General features: G+C 66.0%; 15 protein-coding genes. 10 read left to right on the forward strand and 5 right to left on the reverse strand.

Going from position 1 to position 18,437, the window contains the following annotated elements:
* Positions 1–11: 11 nt before the first annotated feature.
* Entirely contained in the window at positions 12–986 is a 975-nt protein-coding gene (locus ACSHT2_RS26825) for a Bug family tripartite tricarboxylate transporter substrate binding protein (protein ID WP_440637634.1), read from the reverse strand.
* A 106-nt stretch (positions 987–1,092) separates the two neighbouring features.
* On the opposite strand from ACSHT2_RS26825, the gene ACSHT2_RS26830 reads away from it, so the two are divergent.
* On the forward strand, positions 1,093–2,067 hold the full coding sequence (locus ACSHT2_RS26830; protein ID WP_440637636.1) for a TAXI family TRAP transporter solute-binding subunit: 975 nt from the start codon (positions 1,093–1,095) through the stop codon (positions 2,065–2,067).
* Positions 2,068–2,198: 131 nt separating this feature from the next.
* Here the strand turns inward: ACSHT2_RS26830 and ACSHT2_RS26835 are convergent, their stop codons facing one another.
* Complete coding sequence (locus ACSHT2_RS26835) at positions 2,199–3,413, reverse strand: ABC transporter substrate-binding protein (protein ID WP_440637638.1); 1,215 nt, start codon at positions 3,411–3,413, stop codon at positions 2,199–2,201.
* Between the two features lie 100 nt (positions 3,414–3,513).
* Positions 3,514–4,407, reverse strand: a complete 894-nt coding sequence (locus ACSHT2_RS26840) for a substrate-binding domain-containing protein (protein ID WP_440637639.1) — start codon at positions 4,405–4,407, stop codon at positions 3,514–3,516.
* Positions 4,408–4,686: 279 nt separating this feature from the next.
* On the opposite strand from ACSHT2_RS26840, the gene ACSHT2_RS26845 reads away from it, so the two are divergent.
* The 3 genes from ACSHT2_RS26845 to ACSHT2_RS26855 are packed head-to-tail and all read left to right on the forward strand — an operon-like array spanning position 4,687 to position 8,638.
* Positions 4,687–5,514, forward strand: a complete 828-nt coding sequence (locus ACSHT2_RS26845; RefSeq protein WP_440637641.1) for a substrate-binding domain-containing protein — start codon at positions 4,687–4,689, stop codon at positions 5,512–5,514.
* A 54-nt stretch (positions 5,515–5,568) separates the two neighbouring features.
* Positions 5,569–6,675, forward strand: a complete 1,107-nt coding sequence (locus ACSHT2_RS26850) for a molybdopterin-binding protein (protein WP_440637643.1) — start codon at positions 5,569–5,571, stop codon at positions 6,673–6,675.
* 13 nt (positions 6,676–6,688) lie between these two features.
* Complete coding sequence (locus ACSHT2_RS26855; RefSeq protein WP_440637645.1) at positions 6,689–8,638, forward strand: molybdopterin biosynthesis protein; 1,950 nt, start codon at positions 6,689–6,691, stop codon at positions 8,636–8,638.
* A 110-nt stretch (positions 8,639–8,748) separates the two neighbouring features.
* On the opposite strand, the gene mobA is transcribed toward ACSHT2_RS26855, so the two are convergent.
* Both mobA and ACSHT2_RS26865 read right to left on the reverse strand, forming a co-directional pair.
* Positions 8,749–9,441: a molybdenum cofactor guanylyltransferase MobA gene (gene mobA / locus ACSHT2_RS26860; protein ID WP_440637647.1), complete on the reverse strand. Its 693-nt coding sequence runs from the start codon at positions 9,439–9,441 to the stop codon at positions 8,749–8,751.
* A complete protein-coding gene (locus ACSHT2_RS26865) occupies positions 9,386–10,276 on the reverse strand; it encodes a formate dehydrogenase accessory sulfurtransferase FdhD (RefSeq protein ID WP_271526831.1) in 891 nt (296 codons plus the stop codon). The genes mobA and ACSHT2_RS26865 overlap by 56 nt, the downstream gene beginning before the upstream one ends.
* A 208-nt stretch (positions 10,277–10,484) precedes the next feature.
* Here ACSHT2_RS26865 and mobB point away from each other — a divergent pair, with 208 nt between their 5' ends.
* The 6 genes from mobB to ACSHT2_RS26895 all read left to right on the forward strand — a co-directional run bounded on the left by mobB (position 10,485) and on the right by ACSHT2_RS26895 (position 18,161).
* On the forward strand, positions 10,485–11,012 hold the full coding sequence (mobB, locus tag ACSHT2_RS26870; protein WP_440637649.1) for a molybdopterin-guanine dinucleotide biosynthesis protein B: 528 nt from the start codon (positions 10,485–10,487) through the stop codon (positions 11,010–11,012).
* Positions 11,013–11,021: 9 nt separating this feature from the next.
* Positions 11,022–12,278, forward strand: a complete 1,257-nt coding sequence (locus tag ACSHT2_RS26875; RefSeq protein ID WP_440637651.1) for a molybdopterin molybdotransferase MoeA — start codon at positions 11,022–11,024, stop codon at positions 12,276–12,278.
* A gap of 46 nt (positions 12,279–12,324) precedes the next feature.
* Entirely contained in the window at positions 12,325–12,558 is a 234-nt protein-coding gene (locus ACSHT2_RS26880) for a sulfurtransferase TusA family protein (RefSeq protein ID WP_061024365.1), read from the forward strand.
* A gap of 157 nt (positions 12,559–12,715) precedes the next feature.
* Positions 12,716–14,149, forward strand: coding sequence for a sigma-54-dependent transcriptional regulator (locus ACSHT2_RS26885; RefSeq protein ID WP_440637652.1), 1,434 nt, complete (start codon positions 12,716–12,718; stop codon positions 14,147–14,149).
* The gene (locus tag ACSHT2_RS26890) at positions 14,142–16,166 is read left to right on the forward strand and encodes a sensor histidine kinase (protein WP_440637654.1); all 2,025 of its coding nucleotides are present in this window, start codon (positions 14,142–14,144) and stop codon (positions 16,164–16,166) included. The genes ACSHT2_RS26885 and ACSHT2_RS26890 overlap by 8 nt, the downstream gene beginning before the upstream one ends.
* A 342-nt stretch (positions 16,167–16,508) precedes the next feature.
* Positions 16,509–18,161: an OFA family MFS transporter gene (locus tag ACSHT2_RS26895; protein WP_440637656.1), complete on the forward strand. Its 1,653-nt coding sequence runs from the start codon at positions 16,509–16,511 to the stop codon at positions 18,159–18,161.
* Positions 18,162–18,437: the final 276 nt, after the last annotated feature.

Genomic DNA, 18,437 nt, shown 5'->3' on the forward strand with positions numbered 1-18,437 from the left:
GCGATGGCTGGCTAGTCCACCGAGACCCCGGCGAACTCGACCACCTTGCGCCACTTCGCGGTCTCATCCGCGACCAGCTTGCCGAACTCGGCCGGCGTCATCGGCTTTGGGATGCCGCCGGTCTCGGCGAGCTTTGCCACCGGCTTCGGGTCCTTCAGCGCTTCGCCGACGGCCTTGTTGAGGATCTCGATCACCTCGGGCGGCGTGCCCTTCGGCGCGGAGATGCCGTAGAAGCCGACCGATTCGAAGCCCGGCACGGTCTCGGCGATCGCGGGCACGTCGGGCACGCTCGGCCAGCGCTGCGGCGAGGTCACGCCCAGGGCGCGGACATTGCCGCCCTTCACCTGCTCCATGGCCGAGGGCAGGTTGTCGAAGATCAGCTGCACCTTGTTGGAGATGATGTCGGGGAAGGCGATGGCCGAGCCGCGATAGGGCACGTGCACCATGTCGCACTTCGTCATCACCTTGAACAACTCGGCCGACATGTGCACCGAGGTGCCGTTGCCCGAGGAGGCATAGGAGATCTTGCCGGGATTGGCCTTGCAGTAGTCGATGAACTCCTTGACCGTCCTCGGCGGAAACGCGTTGGAGACGACCAGCATGTTGGTGAGCTGCATGATGCTCGCGACCGGCACGGTGTCGCGCAGGAAGTCGAACGGCAGCTTCTTGTAGAGCGAGGTCGAGATCGCGTTGTTGGGCGCGACGAACAGCAGCGTGTAGCCGTCCGGCGGCGAGTTGACCGCGGCGGCGGCGGCGATGTTGCCGCCGGAGCCGGTGCGGTTCTCGACGATGACCTGCTGGCCGAGCCGCTCCGACAGCCACTGCGCCATGATCCGCGCCACGATGTCGACCGGGCCGCCGGGGGAGAAGCCGATCAGCCAGTGCACGGGGCGGTCGGGATAGGCGGCGGAGGCGGGAGGGGTGGTGCTGAAAAGACCTAAGAGGACTGCGAGCCCGAACAAACCGTGACGCAGAATTCGCAACATGACGTCTCCCATTGCTTTATTGTCGTTGGCTGCATGCTTTCACAAAATCGGGTCGCTGCCTACATCGTCGCAAGTCGGTGTTGACGCAGGTCCGCCAGGAGCGACCATGAGATTCGCGATGATCCTTCTCGGTGCGGCGCTGCTCGCAAGTCCCGCTGCTGGCCAAGCCGGAGGCAGCGCCATTCCGACCACGACGATCAGCCAGACAATCAACCTCGGCACCGCGACGCCCGGCGGCGGCTTCCCGCTCTACGGCAACGCCTTTGCGGAGGTGATGAACGCGGCCGATCCGCAATTGTCCATCGCGCCGCGCAATACCCGGGGCAGCAACGAGAACATCCCGCTGCTGGAGAAGGGCGAGCTCGATCTCGCGCTGGTCGCGGGCGAGCCGGCCTATGAGGCCTTCGCCGGCATCGGCCGTGCGCCGGTGCGATTGAAAATTTTCACCGCGATCTATTCCAACCCCGGCATGTTCGTGGTGCGCGCCGACAGTCCCTACAGGACGATCCGCGATCTCGTCGGCCAGCCCGTCGCGTTCGGCGCCAAGGGCTCGGGCCTGCCGATCCTGGCCCGCTATGTGCTGGACGGGCTCGGCCTGAAGCAGGACGAGGACTTCAAGGCGATCTATCTCGACCGCGCCGGCGACGGCCCGGCGATGGTCGAGGATGGCCGCGTCGCCGCGCTGTGGGGCGCCGGCATCGGCTGGCCCGGCTTTGCCGCGGTGGCATCGAGCCCATCAGGCGCGCGCTTCATCGCGCCCAGCGCCGAGGAGATCACGCGCATTCGCGTCAAGCATGCGTTCCTGAAGCCGCTCACCGTGCCGGCCGGCTCCTATCCGAACCAGACCGCGCCGATCGCTTCGCTCGGCTCCTGGAGCTTTGTCCTCACGCGCGAGGACCTGCCGGACGATGTCGCCTACCGCCTCGCGAAGACGCTGCACGGCGTCGAGGCGACGTTCTGCGGGAAGCTCGCGCAGGCCTGCGAGACCAATGCGGCGAACACAGTCGCGGCCGCGCCGAAGGCCGAGCTGATCCATCCGGGCGTCGCAAAGTACTTCCGAGAGATCGGCGCCATGAAGTAGCACGCTGCTGCACGCCCACACTCGTCATGGCCGGGCTTGATCCGGCCATCCACGCGCCACCGCGCCCAAGAAAGACGTGGATGCCCGGGTCAAGCCCGGGCATGACGACCTATGTGTGTCCGGCTGCACCGTCACTTCTTCACCATCGCACACGCCGGGTCCGGCGGCCCGAACGCCTTGTCGCCGGAGATGGTCGTGAGGATCTTGTAATAGTCCCACGGATATTTGCTCTCCTCCGGCGTCTTCACCTGCACCAGCCAGAGGTCGTGCACCATCAGATTGTCCTCGCGCAGCTTGCCGTTGCGGGCGAAGAAATCCTCGATCGGCTTTTCCCGCATCTTGGCGGCGACCTTGAGCGGATCGTCGGTGCCGGCCGCCTTGATAGCGTTGAGATAATGCATCACGCTGGAATAGACGCCGGCCTGCCACATCGACGGCATCTTGTTCAACTTGGCGAAATAGCGCTTCGACCATTCGCGGGTCTTGTCGTCCATGTCCCAGTAGAACGACGTGGTCAGGAGCAGGCCCTGAGCCGCCTGCAGGCCGAGGCCGTGGATGTCGGTGATCAGCGCGAGCAGCGCCGCCATCTGCTGGCCACCCTTGAACACGCCGAATTCCGAGCCGGTCTTGATCTCGTTCATGTTGTTGGGGGGACCGGCGGCAATGCCGATGATCTTGGCCTTGGAGGCTTGGGCCTGCAGCACGAAGGAGGAGAGGTCGGGGGTCGCCAGCGGCGGCCGCACCGAGCCCAGCACCTTGCCGCCATTGGCGGTGACGACCGCGGACGCATCGCGCTCCAGCGAATGGCCGAAGGCGTAATCGTCGGTGATGAAGAACCAGCTGTCGCCGCCGCGCTTGACCACCGCATCCGCCGTGCCGACCGCGAGCGCGCGGGTGTCGAACACCCATTGGATCGCGTAAGGCGAGCAGAACTTGCCGTGGAAATCCGCGGTGCCGGTGGAATGGGTGATGAACAGCCGCTTCTTCTCGTTGGCGACGTTCTGCACCGCGAGGCCGACCGCGGAGACCGGCACGTCGACGATCAGATCGACCTGGTCGACGTCGTACCAGCGCCGCGCGATCGTGCCGCCGATATCGGCCTTGAGCTGGTGGTCGCCGATCACGATGCTGATCGGCTTGCCGAGCACGGTGCCGCCGAAATCGTCGATCGCCATCTGCGCCGCCGTCACCGAGCCCTGGCCGGTCGGCGCGGAAGCGGGGCCGTTCATGTCGGTGAGCACGCCGATCTTGACGACGTCGTCGGACACCTGCGCCATTGCGGCACCCGGCAGCAAGGCCGCCACCAAGGCAGCCGCGACCGGCAGTCCAAATCTGGTTGGATTCACGTTTGTCCTCCCCTGAGCCGGCTCGTTGGCCGGCGTTGCGTCCGGGTACGGCCCGGCTGAATTGGTTTCTTTTGCAACTATTCGGGGGCGGGCGTCAATGTCAGGCTGCGAAGCGGATCTGTCCTGCGGGCGAAGGATCGTAACCGGTCAGCTCATCGGCGCGCTGGCGCAGCCGCCGGTCGTTCAGGAAGCGGAGCACGGCCTGCATCGCCGGGCGGAAATAGCTGCGCTGCCGCATCGCGAGGTCAAGATTCTCCCAGACCAGCGGCACGAAATCGAGACCGGCCGAGCGCGCCGCCGCGCGGGTCGCGATGCCGCAATCGGCCTGGCCGGCGCGGACCAATTCGGCAAGATCCGGCCCGGTCAGGGCCGAGGTTTCGATGCGGCGCAAATCGCGCGTCGAGGCGCCCGCGCGCTTCAGGAGCACGTCGAGCAGCATCTGCGCGCCCGTGCCCTGTTGCCGCATCGCCATCCGGGCGCCGAGTGCGAGCACGTCGGTCAGGCTGTGCAGTCGCTTGGGATTGCCGTGCGGCAGCACCAGACCCACTTCGCGGCGCACGAACGCGACCAGCACGGCATCATGCAGGTCCGGCGCGGCTCGCAGGGCTTCGATACTGGCATCGCTGGCGAGATTGTCGGAGGGGTTCAAGGCGTGGAAGTGAACCGCCGCGGCCATCACCTCGTTGCGTTGCAAGCGCTCGAGCCCGCGCGCGCTGCCCTCGCTCATCGATCCCAGGCCAGAGCCGGATTCGCGCAGGCTCCAATCCAATAGTTCGTCCTGGCTGCCGCCGACGACCGGCGGCGGCTCCGCGATCAACATGCCGGCCGGACGCGCCAGTCCCGACAGGACCCAGAGGTCGAGTTCGTGCCGCGGGAAGAGCCATTTCCCCGTCACTTTTGTGCAGGGGATCGCACCGGTGGTGACGAGTTCGTAAAGCTTGCGTTCGCCGAGCCGAAGATATTCGGCGGCTTCGCTGGTCGTCAGGAATTCCATCCTGCATTCCTATGTAAATTATTGTTTCTTTTTGACGCCCGACGCAGGTGGAATTCTGCATTTCAGATATTTTGTCCGCGGGAACCATGCCCGATCATCTCGCCGCTTTGCAATACATCAGCACGCGCGATTTCTGCTTTGGTGAACGATCCTGAATCAATCGCTCGCGCGGCGCGGCGGCGTTGCCGAAATTTCCCGGCTGGCTGCGCGAAAACGCGTCACGAGTGCGGCGCAATCGATCATCATCATGATCGCGTCATAGCCAAGGGAACCCCGATCATGGGCCGCCTGTCCGTTGTATTTGCGCTTCTCTGCGGGCTTGCCGCGAGTGTTGCGGCGTCCTCCGCGGAGGATCGCGGCATCGTCCTCGCCTCGACCACGGCGACGCAGGAGTCCGGCCTGCTCGATTATTTGCTGCCGATCTTCCGCGACAAGACCGGCATCGAGGTGACCGTGATCGCGCGGCGCGCCGACGAAGTGCTCGACGGGGCGCGACGGGGCGAGGTCGACGTCGTGCTGATGCACGCGCGGCCCCAGGAGGAGAAATTCATCGCCGACGGCTTTGGCGTGAAGCGCTACGACGTCATGTATAACGATTATGTGCTGATAGGGCCGAAGAGCGATCCCGCGGGCGTGAAGGGCAAGGACATCGCGACGGCGCTGAAGGCGATCGAAGCCAAGGGCGCGCCGTTCGTGACGCGCGGCGATCGGTCGGGCACCCACGCCGCGGAGCTCGCGCTGTGGATCGTGGCCGGCATCGACATCGCCGGCGCCAAGGGCGCCTGGTATCGCGAGGCCGGGCAGGGCATGGCTTCGGCGCTCCACGCGGCGCGCGCCGCGAATGCATATGTGCTGGCGGACCGCGGCAGCTGGATCGCCTTCAAGGATCGCGGCGATCTCGACATCGTCGTCGAAGGCGACAGGCGGCTGCTCAACCAGTACGGCGTGATGCTGGTCAACCCAGAGAAGTTTCCGAACGTGAAGAAAGACCTCGGGCAGGCCTTCATCGACTGGCTGACATCGCCGGAGGGGCAGACGGCGATCGCCGGCTACAAGGTCGACGGGCAGCAGCTGTTCTTCCCCAATTCGGACAGGTCGGGCGGTTGAGGCTCGCATCGCCGGCGGTTGCCAAACCGGGCGATGCATGGTCCATCATGGCGCATGACCCAGCGCCTGCCGCCATCGCTGACGCCGCTCGACACCGCCCTCGCCGCGTTGCTGCGAGGCGTTGATCCCGTCGCGCCGGTGGAGGTGCCGTGCGCAGAAGCGATCGGCTGCGTCGCGGCGGGCACGCCGCTGCTTGCCGCCTATCCTTCGCGCGACATTGCCGCCGCGGACGGCTGGGCGCTATGCGCCAACGATCTCGTCGGCGCGTCCTCTTATTCGCCGCTGCCTTTGACAAGCGTGCCGGTGTGGGTCGAGGCCGGCGAGGCGATGCCGGCGGGATCCGACTGTGTGCTCGATGCCGATGCAGTGGAGGTGTCGGGACCGCTCGTGCAGGTGCTGGCGGAGGGCGTGCCCGGACAGGGCGTCCGGCGCGCCGGCAGCGACATCGCGGAAGGCGCGCCTGCCGGCGCCGAAGGCCATCCGGTCGGTGCGGCCGATCTCTTGATGGCGCGCGTTGCGGGCCTGGAGAAGCTGGGCGTGCGGCGGCCCCGGCTGCACATCGTCAATGTGCCGGGCGCAACGGCAACGACGCATATGGTCGCCGGGCTCGCGCGGGCGGCGGGACTCGACGTCGAGGCGCGTCACGCTCGAGCACGCGACGAAGCATCGATTGCCGATGTGCTCGATGCGTCCTCTTGCGATCTTCTGCTGACGATCGGCGGCAGCGGGGTTGGCCGCCAGGACGCCGCCATCACGGCCCTGGCCCGGCGCGGTGAGGTGACGGTGCACGGCCTTGCGCTCCAGCCCGGACGCACTGCCGCGGTCGGACGGCTCGGACAGGTTCCCTTCGTCGCCTTGCCCGGCTCGCCCGATCATGCGCTTGCGGCCTGGCTCGCGCTCGTGCTGCCGCTCGTCGATCGTCTGTCGGCGCGCCGGCCGCGCCAGCGGGTGACCTTGCCACTTGCGCGAAAAATCGCATCCAGTGTCGGCATCGCCGAGATCGCTTTGCTGGCCGGGGAACATCGCGCCTGGATGCCGCTTGCCGTGGGCGAATGGCCGCTTCAGGCCATCGCCCGTGCGGACGCGTGGCTGCTCATTCCCGCCAGTCACGAGGGATTTGCGGCAGGTACGCCGGTCGATGCCCATCTGATGCGGGAATGATATGGGTCCTGGCATGACGATGATCCCGAAATCACCGGACCGCAGCGCGCTCGAGCAGGAGCAGTTTCTCAAAATCCTCTCGCGCGAGGAGGCCCTGGCGCGCTTCGAGGCGGCCTTGTTCCCGCGGGGGCTTCCGAGCGCATCGCGCAAGCTCGCTGCTGCGCTCGGTGCCGCACTCGCAGAAGACGTCACCGCACCGATCGACGTGCCGCCGTTCGACCGCTCCAATGTCGATGGTTTTGCAGTGCGCTCCGCGGATCTTGCGGCGGCCGGCGAGGGCGCGCCCGTGCGCCTCGCGCTGAATGGCGAGACCATTCATTGCGGTACCGCACCGACCCTGCAGGTGGCGGCCGGGACCGCGACGCCGATTGCCACCGGCGGTCCGCTGCCGCGCGGCGCCGATGCCGTGGTCATGGTCGAGCACACCCAGCCGGCAGGCCTCGATGCGATCGACGTCCGTCGCGCCGTCTCGCCGGGGCAATTCGTCTCGTACGCCGGATCCGACATCGCGCGCGGCGAGGCGCTGCTGCGCGCCGGCACCATCATCGGCTCGCGCGAGATCGGCATGCTGGCGGCTTGCGGCATTGCCGAGGTGAGTGTCGTATGCAGGCCGCGGGTTGCCGTGATCTCCACCGGGGACGAACTGGTTCAGCCCGGCCAGCCGCTCGCGCCTGCCGAAATCTACGATACCAACGGCGCCATCGTCGCCGCTGCGGTCGCCGAGAATGGCAGCGAGGCCGTCTTCCTCGGTGCCATTCCCGACGATGAAGCCAGGCTCGAAGCGGCCATGCGCCGCGCGCTTGCGGACTCCGACATGCTTGTGCTGTCGGGCGGTACGTCGAAAGGCGCGGGCGATCTCTCCCATCGCATCATCGGCCGGCTCGGCGCACCCGGCATCATTGCGCATGGCGTTGCGCTCAAGCCCGGCAAGCCGCTGTGCCTTGCGGTGTGCGATGGCAAGCCGCTGGTGATCCTGCCGGGCTTTCCGACCTCGGCGATGTTCACCTTCCACGACATGATCGTGCCGGTGCTGCGCAGGATGGCCGGCCTGCCGCCGCGCTCCGATGCCAAGGTGAACGCGACCGTGCCGGTGCGCATCGCCTCCGAACTCGGCCGCACCGAATTCATCATGGTCTCGCTGGTCCAGGGCCGGGATGGCCTCATCGCCTATCCCTCGGGCAAGGGTTCTGGCGCGATCACGTCATTTGCGCAGGCGGACGGCTTTCTGCGCATCGATGCGCTGGCGGATCAGATGCCGGCCGGGACTGAAGCCGAAGTGACGCTGTTCACGCCGCATGTGCGCGTGCCCGATCTCGTCATCGTCGGCAGCCATTGCACCGGCCTTGATCTCGTCACCGCACCGCTCGCGCATGCCGGCCTGACCGTGCGCTCAATCGCGGTCGGCAGCCTTGGCGGCCTCGCGGCGGCCAGGCGCGGCGAATGCGACCTCGCGCCGATCCACCTGTTCGATGACAAGAGCGAGACCTACAACACGCCCTATCTCGTCGAGGGGCTCGAGCTCGTCCCCGGCTGGCGGCGGATGCAGGGCATTGTGTTCCGCAAGGGCGACAGGCGCTTCGAGGACCTGAACGCGAAGGATGCGGTCGCTGCCGCGCTTGCTGATCCCACTTGCATCATGGTCAACCGCAACCAGGGCGCCGGCACACGCATCCTGATCGACCGGCTGCTCGGCGGCGTGCGGCCGGAAGGCTACTGGAACCAGCCGCGTTCGCACAATGCAGTTGCGGCGGCCGTCGCCCAGCACCGCGCCGACTGGGGCATGACCATTGCGCCGGTCGCCCATGCGGCCGGCCTCGGTTTCATTCCGCTGGCGGAAGAGCACTATGACTTCGCACTGGTAACCGCACGCAAAGACCGGCCGGCCGTGCGGGCCTTTCTCGACGCACTCGGCTCGGACGAGGCGCGTGCGGCGCTGGAGGGGGCCGGATTCCGGCCTGCCTAGCGCGTTGCAGGAGGCCTCGCGCGTCAACGTCTGGCTGAAGTCCGGTTCAACGGCCCATGAGCTAGATCGCCGCGCTCGTTGCTCAACGAGTTCCCGAAATCGTGAGGTTGCTAGGATGCCTCATCCAGCACCGCCAGGCGCTCGGCTTCGGAGATGTCCTCGACCGTGTTGGCATTGAAGAACGGATCGAGCGGCTCCGCCGGCCACGTCACCGTTGCGAGCGGATAACGCGCGGTCCAGCGGTCGATCTTGCGGAGGTCCTCGACGACCAGCGCGTGGCGCAGCTCGTCGCGCAAGGCGACGCGCCACAGGCCGATCACCGGATGCGACTGCTTGCCTGACGCGGCCACCGCGAGCTGAGCGTTCTCACGCGCGCGCGCCTCATGCAGCCGCGCCACGAGATCGCGCGGCAGGAACGGGCAGTCGCCGGCGGCGCTGACCACCCATTCGATCTCCGGCCGGTTCGTCGCGGTCCAGTCGAGCGCAGCGAGGATGCCGGCGAGGGGGCCGGGAAAGCCGGGCACGTCGTCGGCGACGACTTGCAGGCCGAACGCAGCAAAGCGGGCGGGATCGCCGTTCGCGTTGAGGATCAGCCCGCTGCACTGGGGCGAAAGGCGCGCGATCACGCGCTCCAGGATGGTGCGCCCGCCAATGGTGCGCATCGGCTTGTCGCCGCCGCCCATGCGCCGCGCGAGACCGCCGGCGAGCAGCACGCCGAGAGTCGATGGAACGCTCGTTGCCGGAATCCTAGTCGTCACCACCTTCACCCTTGCGCTTGTGCCTGGCCGATTCCTCCTCGACATAAGCAAGATTCTGATCGTAGACGATGCGTTCCTCGCCTGCGAGCGCGATGAAGCGCTTTCCGCGGGTGCGTCCCACCAGCGTCAGCCCGACCTGCCTTGCGAGATCGACGCCCCAGGCGGTGAAGCCGGAGCGCGACACCAGAATCGGAATGCCCATGCGGACGGTCTTGATCACCATCTCCGAGGTGAGACGCCCGGTGGTGTAGAGGATCTTGTCGCCAGGCTCGACGCCGTGGCGGTACATCCAGCCCGCGATCTTGTCGACCGCGTTATGGCGGCCGACGTCCTCGGTGTAGCAGAGCGGGGTGCCTTCCTTGCACAACACGCAGCCATGGATCGCGCCGGCCTCGAGATAGAGCGAGGGCATGGTGTTGATGGTCTGCGTCATCTGGTAGAGCCAGGAGGTGCGCAGCTCGGCCTTCGGCAGCGCGACGCTCTCGACCGCCTCCAGCAGATCACCGAAGGCGGTGCCCTGCGCGCAGCCCGAGGTCTGCGTGCGCTTCTTCAACTTGGCCTCGAAATTGGTGTGATGTGCGGTGCGCACCACGACCACCTGGAGGTCGTCGTCGTATTCGACCTCGGTGACCACGTCGCTAAATTTCAGCATGTTCTGGTTCAGCAGATAGCCGAGCGCCAGATACTCGGGATAGTCGCCGATCGTCATCATGGTGACGATCTCCTGGGCATTCAGGTAGAGCGTCAATGGCCGCTCCATCGGGACCTTGATCTCGACCCTGGCGCCGGTCTGGTCGGTCCCGGTCACGCTCTGGGTCAGGCGCGGGTCGTCGGGGTTGGGGATGATCAGGGGTACCGGGGCTTTGTCGATCTTCATCATGGCGGCGAGGTTAGCATGACATTCGGGTCAAGCCGATATATGCATGGCGGGGTGATAGCGAAATGCCGCCTCGTCCTCTTTGCGAGCGCAGCGAAGCGATCCAGGAATGCCCCCGCGGAGACAGTCTGGATTGCGTCGCCACGCTCGCAATGGCGGTGGAGAGAGCGGTTCCACCAAGGACCAAGTCGCTCGCGGAGACGGATCGGGAATGAAAGTCATCGGCCTTGCAGGCTGGAGCGGTGCGGGCAAGACCACGCTGTTGACGCGGCTGATCCCGCATTTCAATGCGCAGGGCCTACGTGTCTCCGTGATCAAGCATGCGCATCACCAGTTTGACGTCGACGTGCCCGGCAAGGATTCCTGGCGCCATCGCGAGGCCGGCGCGGCGGAGGTGCTGGTCGCTTCCTCGAACCGCTGGGCCCTGATGCATGAGCTGCGCGGGGCGGCGGAGCCGCGGCTGCCGGAGCTGCTCGGCAAGCTCTCCGCCGTCGATCTCGTCGTGGTCGAGGGTTTCAAGCGTGAGCCGCACCGCAAGATCGAGGTGCACCGCGCCGGCAACGGCAAGCCGCTGCTGTTTCCCGATGATCCCGGCATTGCCGGGATTGCGAGCGACGTCGCGATTGACACAAGGCTGCCGACTGTCCATCTCGACGATATCGCGGCTGCCGCGGAACTGTTGCTGCGCGCGGCGATGCCGCTCGAGGAAGCGGTGGCAAAGAGCGCTGCGATGCGCTGACGAGGCACCATGGCGCAACTATCGGACGATTGCTTTGCCTTCGGCGGCCCGATGATGTCGGTCGACGAAGCCGTTGGCCTCATCACGACGCGCGTCAACGCGATTGCCGATATCGTGACCGTGGCGCTCGTCGACGCCGACGGGCGCGTGCTCGCGCGCGATGTGGCCGCACCTCTGCCGCTGCCGCCGTTCACCAACTCCGCCGTCGACGGTTACGCCCTGCGCAACGCCGACCTTCCGGACGGCGCCGAACGGGCGTTCCCGCTCGACGGTCGCATCCAGGCCGGCGGCCTTGCACAGGCGCCGATCAAGCCCGGTCACACCGCGCGCATCTTCACCGGCGCGCCGATGCCGCCCGATGCGGACACCGTCTTCATGCAGGAGGACGTCCGCATCGATGATTCCGGCAGGATCGTGCTGCCGCCGGGGCTGAAGCCCGGCGCCAATGTCCGTCCCGCAGGCGAGGACATTCCGCAAGGTCGCGTCGCGCTCCGTGCCGGCCAGCGCTTGCGACCGCAGCATGTCGCCCTTGCCGCCGCGTTCGGCCTGACGGGACTCGACGTCGTCAGGCGCATCCGTGTCGCCGTGTTCTCGACTGGCAACGAATTGGCGTCGCCCGGCGAACCGCGCGCCGCCTCGCAGCTGTTTGATTCCAACCGTTTCATGCTGATGGCGATGCTGCGCCGGCTCGGCTGCGAGGTCAGCGACCTCGGCATTCTGCGCGACGAGCGCAGTTCGCTCGCGAACGGCCTGAAGCAGGTCGCAGGTCACCATGACCTGATCCTCACCACCGGCGGCGTCTCGACCGGAGAGGAGGATCACGTCAAGGCTGCGGTCGAGAGCATCGGCTCGCTGGTGCTGTGGCGGATGGCGATCAAGCCCGGCCGTCCCGTGGCGATGGGCATCATTGGCGGCACGCCGCTGATCGGATTGCCCGGCAATCCCGTCGCGAGCTTCGTGACGTTTGTCCATGTGGTGCGACCGACCGTGTTGGCGCTGGCGGGAGGCTTGCCGGAGCCGTTGACGCCCATCCCGTTGCGTGCGGCGTTTACCTACAAGAAGAAGGCCGGGCGGCGCGAATATGTGCGCGCCTCTCTGCGGCGCGCGCAGGACGGCGGGCTCGAGGCGATCAAGTTCCCGCGTGAGGGGGCCGGGCTGCTGTCCTCGCTGGTCGAGACGGACGGCCTCGTCGAACTCGGCGAGGACATCACGAATGTCGAGCCGGGGCAGGACGTGGGCTTCCTGTCCTACGCCGATCTGCTCTAGGCGCCTTTGCGTTGACGCGATCGATCGGTCCCGCCATGTTGCGGCCATGACCAGAACGATGCTCGATCTCACCGGACTGAAATGCCCGCTGCCCGCCCTCAAGACGCGCAAGGCGCTCAAGCCTTTGCAGCCGGGCGATCAGCTCGAGGTTCACTGCACCGATCCCTTGTCGGTGATTGACATTCCGAACCTGATCCGCGAGACCGGCGACAAGGTCGAGATCACCGAGCGCAACGAGGCGCGCATCGTGTTCCTGGTCGAGAAGAGCGGCGCCCCGTAGAAAGGCGAATGTTCACGGCGGCGTGGTTTGACTATGCTGCGCCTGCGGGGGAAGCGGCCGGAGCTTCGCTGCATTGCGAAAGACGCCGACTATTGCGGTGGATGATCTCAAACCCAAGTTTCTCAAACCCAAGATTCTCAAACCTAAGACATCGGGCATGACTTTCTCAACATCGAGGGCAAGCGCAGCCGCAAGTCCCGCGGTGGGACGCGAGCCTGCCGTCAAGCTCGGCAAGACGGCTGCAGGGCCGGAGTTCAGCGCGCTGGCGCAGGCCTCCATCCTGATCGTCGACGACGAGCCGGGCATGCGCAATTTCCTGGTGCGCACGCTTGCGCCGCGCTGCAAGCTGGTGGACGAGGCGGCCGATACCGACCAGGCTTCGCGCAAGCTCGATTCCAACCGCTACGACGTCGTCATTCTCGATAACATCATGCCAGGCAAGAATGGCGTCGATTGGCTCGCCGAGCAGCGCGCCGTCGGCTTTTTCGCCGACGCCATCCTGATCACCGCCTATGCCGACCTCGACACCGCGATCCAGGCCCTGCGTGCCGGTGCGGCAGATTTCGTGCTCAAGCCGTTCCGCTCCAACCAGATCCTCAACGCGGTGGCAAGATGCCTCGACCGCGTCCGCCTCCAGCGTGAGAATTATGTCCTGCGCTATGCTCTGCGTGCCTCGTCCGACCGCACCTTTCTGCGCGACAATCTGATCGGACAGTCGGCGGCGACGCTACGCGTACGTGAGACCATCGCGCGGGTCGCGCGCCTGCCGACCTCGATTCTCCTCACCGGTGAATCCGGCACCGGCAAGGAAGTGGCGGCGCGCTCGATCCACTCGCTGTCCGACCGCGCCGACAAGCCCTTCGTGCCCGTGAATTGCGCGGCGATCCCGCCGGACATGATCGAGGCCGAGCTGTTCGGACACATCAAGGGCGCCTTCACCGGCGCTGATTCGGGCCGCGAGGGCTTGTTCCTGTATGCCCATGGCGGCACGTTGTTCCTCGACGAGATCGGGGAGCTGCCGCTGCCGATGCAGAGCAAGCTGCTCCGCGTGCTCGAAGACCGCCGCGTCCGTCCGGTTGGCTCCGAGCGTGAAGTCCCGGTCGACCTGCGCTTCATCTTCGCGACCAATGCAGAGCTTCAGAAGGAGGTCGAGAAGGGCCGTTTCCGAGCCGATCTGTTCTACCGGCTCAACGTGATGCAGATCCGCCTGCCGCTCCTGAAGGATCGCGGCGATGACGTGCAGGAGCTCGCCACCATCTTCATGAGCAAGCTGTCGGTTCAGCTCGGCATGCCGCCGGTGCCGATCGACGCCGCGGTGCGGGCGGCGCTCGCAAGCTATGACTGGCCGGGCAATGTGCGCGAGCTGCGCAATCTGATCGAGCGCACGCTGATCCTCGGCGCCTTCCCCGACGATTTTGCCGGTCCCCGCGACACCGATCAGGCTGCGCCTGCCGACAGTCTCGCAGAACTCGAGCGCCGTCACATTCTCGGCGTGCTGAAGGAGGTCAATGGCAATCGCGAGGAGGCGGCTCGGCGCCTCGGTATCTCGCGCAAGACCATCGACCGCAAATGCGCGTTGTGGGATGTCTGATGCTGCCGGCCGCAGCGGCGAGCCCGTGCGGGGACGCTCCGTCCGCTTCCGGTTGCTGGCGATCGCGCTGCTGCCGATGCTGGTCATCCTGCCGCTTCTGCTCGGCGTTGCGATCTATCGCTGGAACGCGAAATTCGACGCGGCCCTGATCTCCAAGGTGAACGGCGATCTCACTATCGCCCACCAATATCTCGCCCGCATCCTGGAAAAGACGGGCGCCCAGATCCGGGCGCTCAGCCTGTCTGCCCGCTTCCATGAGGTGCTGGCGCCGGATGCGCGCGGCTCCCTGCAGGGTCTGCTCGACGAGACCCGCAAGGAAGCCGGTCTCGATTTCCTGTATCTGATAAACGGTCGCGGCGACGTCCTGGCCTCATCGCCGCCGTTGCAGCATCAACCGAGAAGTGACTGGCCGATCATCATGTCGGCGCTGTCGGGCCAGGTCCCTGCGACGGGCATCGACATTTTCGGCAATGACGAGCTCGCCGCAATTTCGCCGGCCCTGGCCGAGCGCGCGCGATTGGACCTCGTGCCGACCCCGAACGCGGTGCCGACCGACCGCAGCACGGAGACGCGCGGCATGGTCGTGCATGCGGCGAGTCGGGCGATGCTGCCCGACGGTGGCGCCGCTGCGCTGGTCGGCGGCACCCTGCTCAACCAGAACCTGGAATTCATCGACACGATCAACGATCTCGTCTATCGCGCGGCGAGCCTGCCGGAGGGCAGCCAGGGCACCGCGACGCTGTTCCTGGACGACGTGCGGATATCGACCAACGTCCGCCTGTTCGAGGGACGGCGCGCGCTCGGCACGCGCGTGTCGGCGGCGGTGCGCTCCGCCGTGCTGGGCGAGGGGCGCACCTGGCTCGACAGCGCTTTCGTGGTCAATGACTGGTACATCTCCGCCTACGAGCCGCTGGTCGACAGTTACGGCAAGCGCGTCGGCATGCTCTATGTCGGCTTTCTGGAGAAGCCGTTCAGCGAAGCCAAGTACCAGACATTGGTGATCATCATCGCAGCGTTCATCACGATCACCGCCGCGACCGTGCCGATCTTCCTGCGCTGGGCGACCTCCATCTTCATGCCGCTGGAGCGCGTCACGGCGACGATCGCCGAGGTGGAGCGCGGGAACCTCTCCGCCCGCACCAGGATGCCGGTGTTGGGCGACGAGATCGGTCGCGTCGCTGTTCATCTCGACAGCCTGCTCGACCAGATCCAGGAACGCGATCGACAGCTCCGGGAATGGAATGAGGAACTGAACGTCCGCGTGCGGGAGCGCACCCGGGACCTCGAGCACGCCAATCTCAAGCTCGAGGCCACCACCAAGCAGCTCATCATGTCCGAGAAGCTGGCTGCGATCGGTGAGATCACCGCCGGCGTTGCCCACGAGATCAACAATCCGATCGCGGTGATGCAGGGCAATCTCGATGTCATCCGCAGCGTGTTCGGGGCCGATGCCGACAGGGCGAAGGTCGAGTTTCGCCTGCTCGACGAGCAGATTCACCGCATCAGCCAGATCGTGACCAAGCTGTTGCAGTTTGCAAGGCCGGAGGAATATGCCGGCTATGTCGAGCGCCATGCGCCGGCCAGCGTCATCTCCGACTGTCTGCCGCTGGTGCAGCATCTTCTGAACAAGACCGAGATCGCCGTGGTCAGGGACGACCGCGCCAACCGGCTCGTGCTGATGAACCGCAACGAGCTGCAGCAGGTACTGGTCAATCTCATCGTCAACGCGATCCACGCCATGCCGGACGGCGGAACCCTGACGCTCCGCTCCTTCGATGCCGAGCGCGACGGCCATCGAGGCGTCGCCATCGAGGTCGCCGACACAGGCATCGGCATGAGCACCGAGGTGATCGAGAAGATATTCGATCCCTTCTACACCACGAAGCTGCGGCAAGGCACCGGGCTGGGCCTCTCCATCAGCCAGACGCTGATCGAGCGACAGGGCGGACAGGTCACCGCCGAAAGCCGCGTCGGCTCCGGAAGTACATTCACGGTGTGGCTGCCGGAAGCGGCCTGATTGGACATTTTGTCCGAGGCTTCCAGGACATTCTGTCCGGTGTCGCGCATTGCGCTGCGGGAAGTCGTTGAATCGTCACGATGCGACTTCTGGCACGCGTGTTGCTCATCTCAGGACAGGGTGTTGAGGGGGGATGAGGGCGCGATAGCCGTCACGGCAACGCTGCTTGCGAGGCGAAGGGACAGCCCGCGATCAGCTGCTTGCTCGGCGCACATGACGCGACGCGCATCAGATTATTCCGCTTCGGCATGAAGTCCGACCTGTCCTGCGCGGCTGCCGAGCTCGCGCAAGGCCGGTCTCAAACCGATGTGCCGGCAAGGCCGCGCTTGGGAGGTAATGCTTATGACCACTGCCGATACCGTTCTTGCACCGGTCGGTGCTTCCGGCTTCCTCGATCGTGAACGCACGATCGCGGCGGCCGGCTTCAATCGCTGGCTGGTGCCGCCGGCGGCGCTGTGCATCCATCTCTGTATCGGCATGGCCTACGGCTTCTCGGTGTTCTGGCTTCCGCTGTCGCGTGCGATCGGCATCACTGCGCCGAAGGCCTGTCCGGACATGTCGCTGTGGCAGGAGCTGTTCACCACGAGCTGCGACTGGAAGGTCGCCAGCCTGGGCTGGATGTACACGCTGTTCTTCGTGCTGCTCGGCGTCTCCGCCGCGATCTGGGGCGGCTGGCTCGAACGGGTGGGTCCGCGCAAGGCCGGCTTCGTCGCAGCTCTGTGCTGGTGCGGCGGCCTGTTTCTTGGCGCGATCGGCATCTACACCCACCAGCTCTGGCTGATGTGGCTGGGCTCGGGCGTGATCGGCGGCGTCGGTCTTGGCCTCGGCTACATCTCGCCGGTGTCGACGCTGGTGAAATGGTTCCCGGATCGCCGCGGCATGGCGACCGGCATGGCCATCATGGGCTTTGGCGGCGGTGCCATGATCGGCGCGCCGCTGGCGAATCTCCTGATGAACTACTTCAAGAGCCCGACTTCGGTCGGCGTCTGGGAGACGTTCGTTGCGATGGGCGTCATCTACTTCGTGTTCATGATGATCGGCGCGTTCCGCTATCGCATTCCGCCGACCGGCTGGCAGCCCGAGGGCTGGACGGCGCCGGTCAAGGCCAATGCGATGATCTCCAAGAACAACGTCCACCTGAATGACGCGCACAAGACGCCGCAGTTCTGGCTGATCTGGTGGGTGCTGTGCCTCAACGTCTCCGCCGGCATCGGCGTGATCGGCATGGCCTCGCCGATGCTTCAGGAAATCTTCGCCGGCAAGTTGATCGGCCTGCCCGACATCGGCTTCAACCAGCTCGATGCCGGACAGAAGGCGCAGATCGCGGCCATCGCCGCGGGCTTCGCCGGCCTGCTGTCGCTGTTCAACATCGGGGGCCGGTTCTTCTGGGCCTCGCTGTCGGACAAGATCGGACGCAAGAACACCTACTACACGTTCTTCATCCTCGGCATCGTGCTTTACGCGCTGGCCCCGACCTTCGCGGCGATGGGCTCGAAGCTGCTCTTCGTGCTCGGCTTCGGCATCATTCTCTCGATGTATGGCGGCGGCTTCGCGACTGTGCCGGCCTATCTCGCCGACATGTTCGGCACCCAGTTCGTCGGCGCCATCCACGGCCGGTTGCTGACGGCATGGTCGACCGCGGGCATCATCGGCCCGGTCGTGGTGAACTACATTCGCGAGTTCCAGCTGGCGGCCGGCGTTCCCCGCGACCAGCTCTACAACACCACCATGTACATCCTCTGCGCCATGCTGGTCGCGGGCCTGATCTGCAACTACCTGATCAAGCCCGTCGATTCGAAGTGGCACATGAGCGATGCCGACGTCGCCAAGCTCCAGGCCGCGAGCGCCAACGCCGCCGCCGCAGGCCCGCACGGGTCCTACGGCATCGGCTTCGGCGGGCTCGACGCCAAGGCGGCGCTGTTCTGGGCCTTCGTCGGCATTCCGCTCGCCTGGGGTGTCTGGAAGACGCTGGAGAGCGCGGTCAAGATCTTCTGATCGCACATTCGTTGCGAGCGGGAGCGCACCATGCGCGCGCTCCCGCCGTTCATTTCGATAAGGAGTGTCGCAAGGACGTGAAGGCCAAGGGCCTCGCGGGTGACGATCGCCGACTCTATATCGAGGAGTGCACGAGCAAATGCTGACCCTTCAACACCCTGGGCATGGAGGGGCACCTGTAGCCTCGGAGCGGGAGCTCGATGCGATTTCGCTATCGCAGCATAGGAAGCCTTTATTGATCTCCAGACCAATTCAGGCTTCGTTCTGTGAGTTGGC

It is taken from the genome of Bradyrhizobium sp. PUT101, assembly GCF_052043945.1.
Taxonomy (GTDB): Bacteria; Pseudomonadota; Alphaproteobacteria; order Rhizobiales; family Xanthobacteraceae; genus Bradyrhizobium.

What these genes read in the sequence shown, in the direction of transcription:
- ACSHT2_RS26850 (WP_440637643.1), top strand. Translation starts at nt 5,569, where the DNA reads ATGACCCAGCGCCTGCCGCCATCGCTGACGCCGCTCGACACCGCCCTC.
- ACSHT2_RS26845 (WP_440637641.1), top strand. Translation starts at nt 4,687, where the DNA reads ATGGGCCGCCTGTCCGTTGTATTTGCGCTTCTCTGCGGGCTTGCCGCG.
- ACSHT2_RS26855 (WP_440637645.1), top strand. Translation starts at nt 6,689, where the DNA reads ATGACGATGATCCCGAAATCACCGGACCGCAGCGCGCTCGAGCAGGAG.
- ACSHT2_RS26825 (WP_440637634.1), bottom strand. Translation starts at nt 986, where the DNA reads ATGTTGCGAATTCTGCGTCACGGTTTGTTCGGGCTCGCAGTCCTCTTA.
- ACSHT2_RS26830 (WP_440637636.1), top strand. Translation starts at nt 1,093, where the DNA reads ATGAGATTCGCGATGATCCTTCTCGGTGCGGCGCTGCTCGCAAGTCCC.
- mobB (WP_440637649.1), top strand. Translation starts at nt 10,485, where the DNA reads ATGAAAGTCATCGGCCTTGCAGGCTGGAGCGGTGCGGGCAAGACCACG.
- ACSHT2_RS26875 (WP_440637651.1), top strand. Translation starts at nt 11,022, where the DNA reads ATGGCGCAACTATCGGACGATTGCTTTGCCTTCGGCGGCCCGATGATG.
- ACSHT2_RS26895 (WP_440637656.1), top strand. Translation starts at nt 16,509, where the DNA reads ATGACCACTGCCGATACCGTTCTTGCACCGGTCGGTGCTTCCGGCTTC.
- ACSHT2_RS26880 (WP_061024365.1), top strand. Translation starts at nt 12,325, where the DNA reads ATGACCAGAACGATGCTCGATCTCACCGGACTGAAATGCCCGCTGCCC.
- ACSHT2_RS26865 (WP_271526831.1), bottom strand. Translation starts at nt 10,276, where the DNA reads ATGATGAAGATCGACAAAGCCCCGGTACCCCTGATCATCCCCAACCCC.
- ACSHT2_RS26890 (WP_440637654.1), top strand. Translation starts at nt 14,142, where the DNA reads ATGTCTGATGCTGCCGGCCGCAGCGGCGAGCCCGTGCGGGGACGCTCC.
- ACSHT2_RS26840 (WP_440637639.1), bottom strand. Translation starts at nt 4,407, where the DNA reads ATGGAATTCCTGACGACCAGCGAAGCCGCCGAATATCTTCGGCTCGGC.
- ACSHT2_RS26885 (WP_440637652.1), top strand. Translation starts at nt 12,716, where the DNA reads ATGACTTTCTCAACATCGAGGGCAAGCGCAGCCGCAAGTCCCGCGGTG.
- mobA (WP_440637647.1), bottom strand. Translation starts at nt 9,441, where the DNA reads ATGTCGAGGAGGAATCGGCCAGGCACAAGCGCAAGGGTGAAGGTGGTG.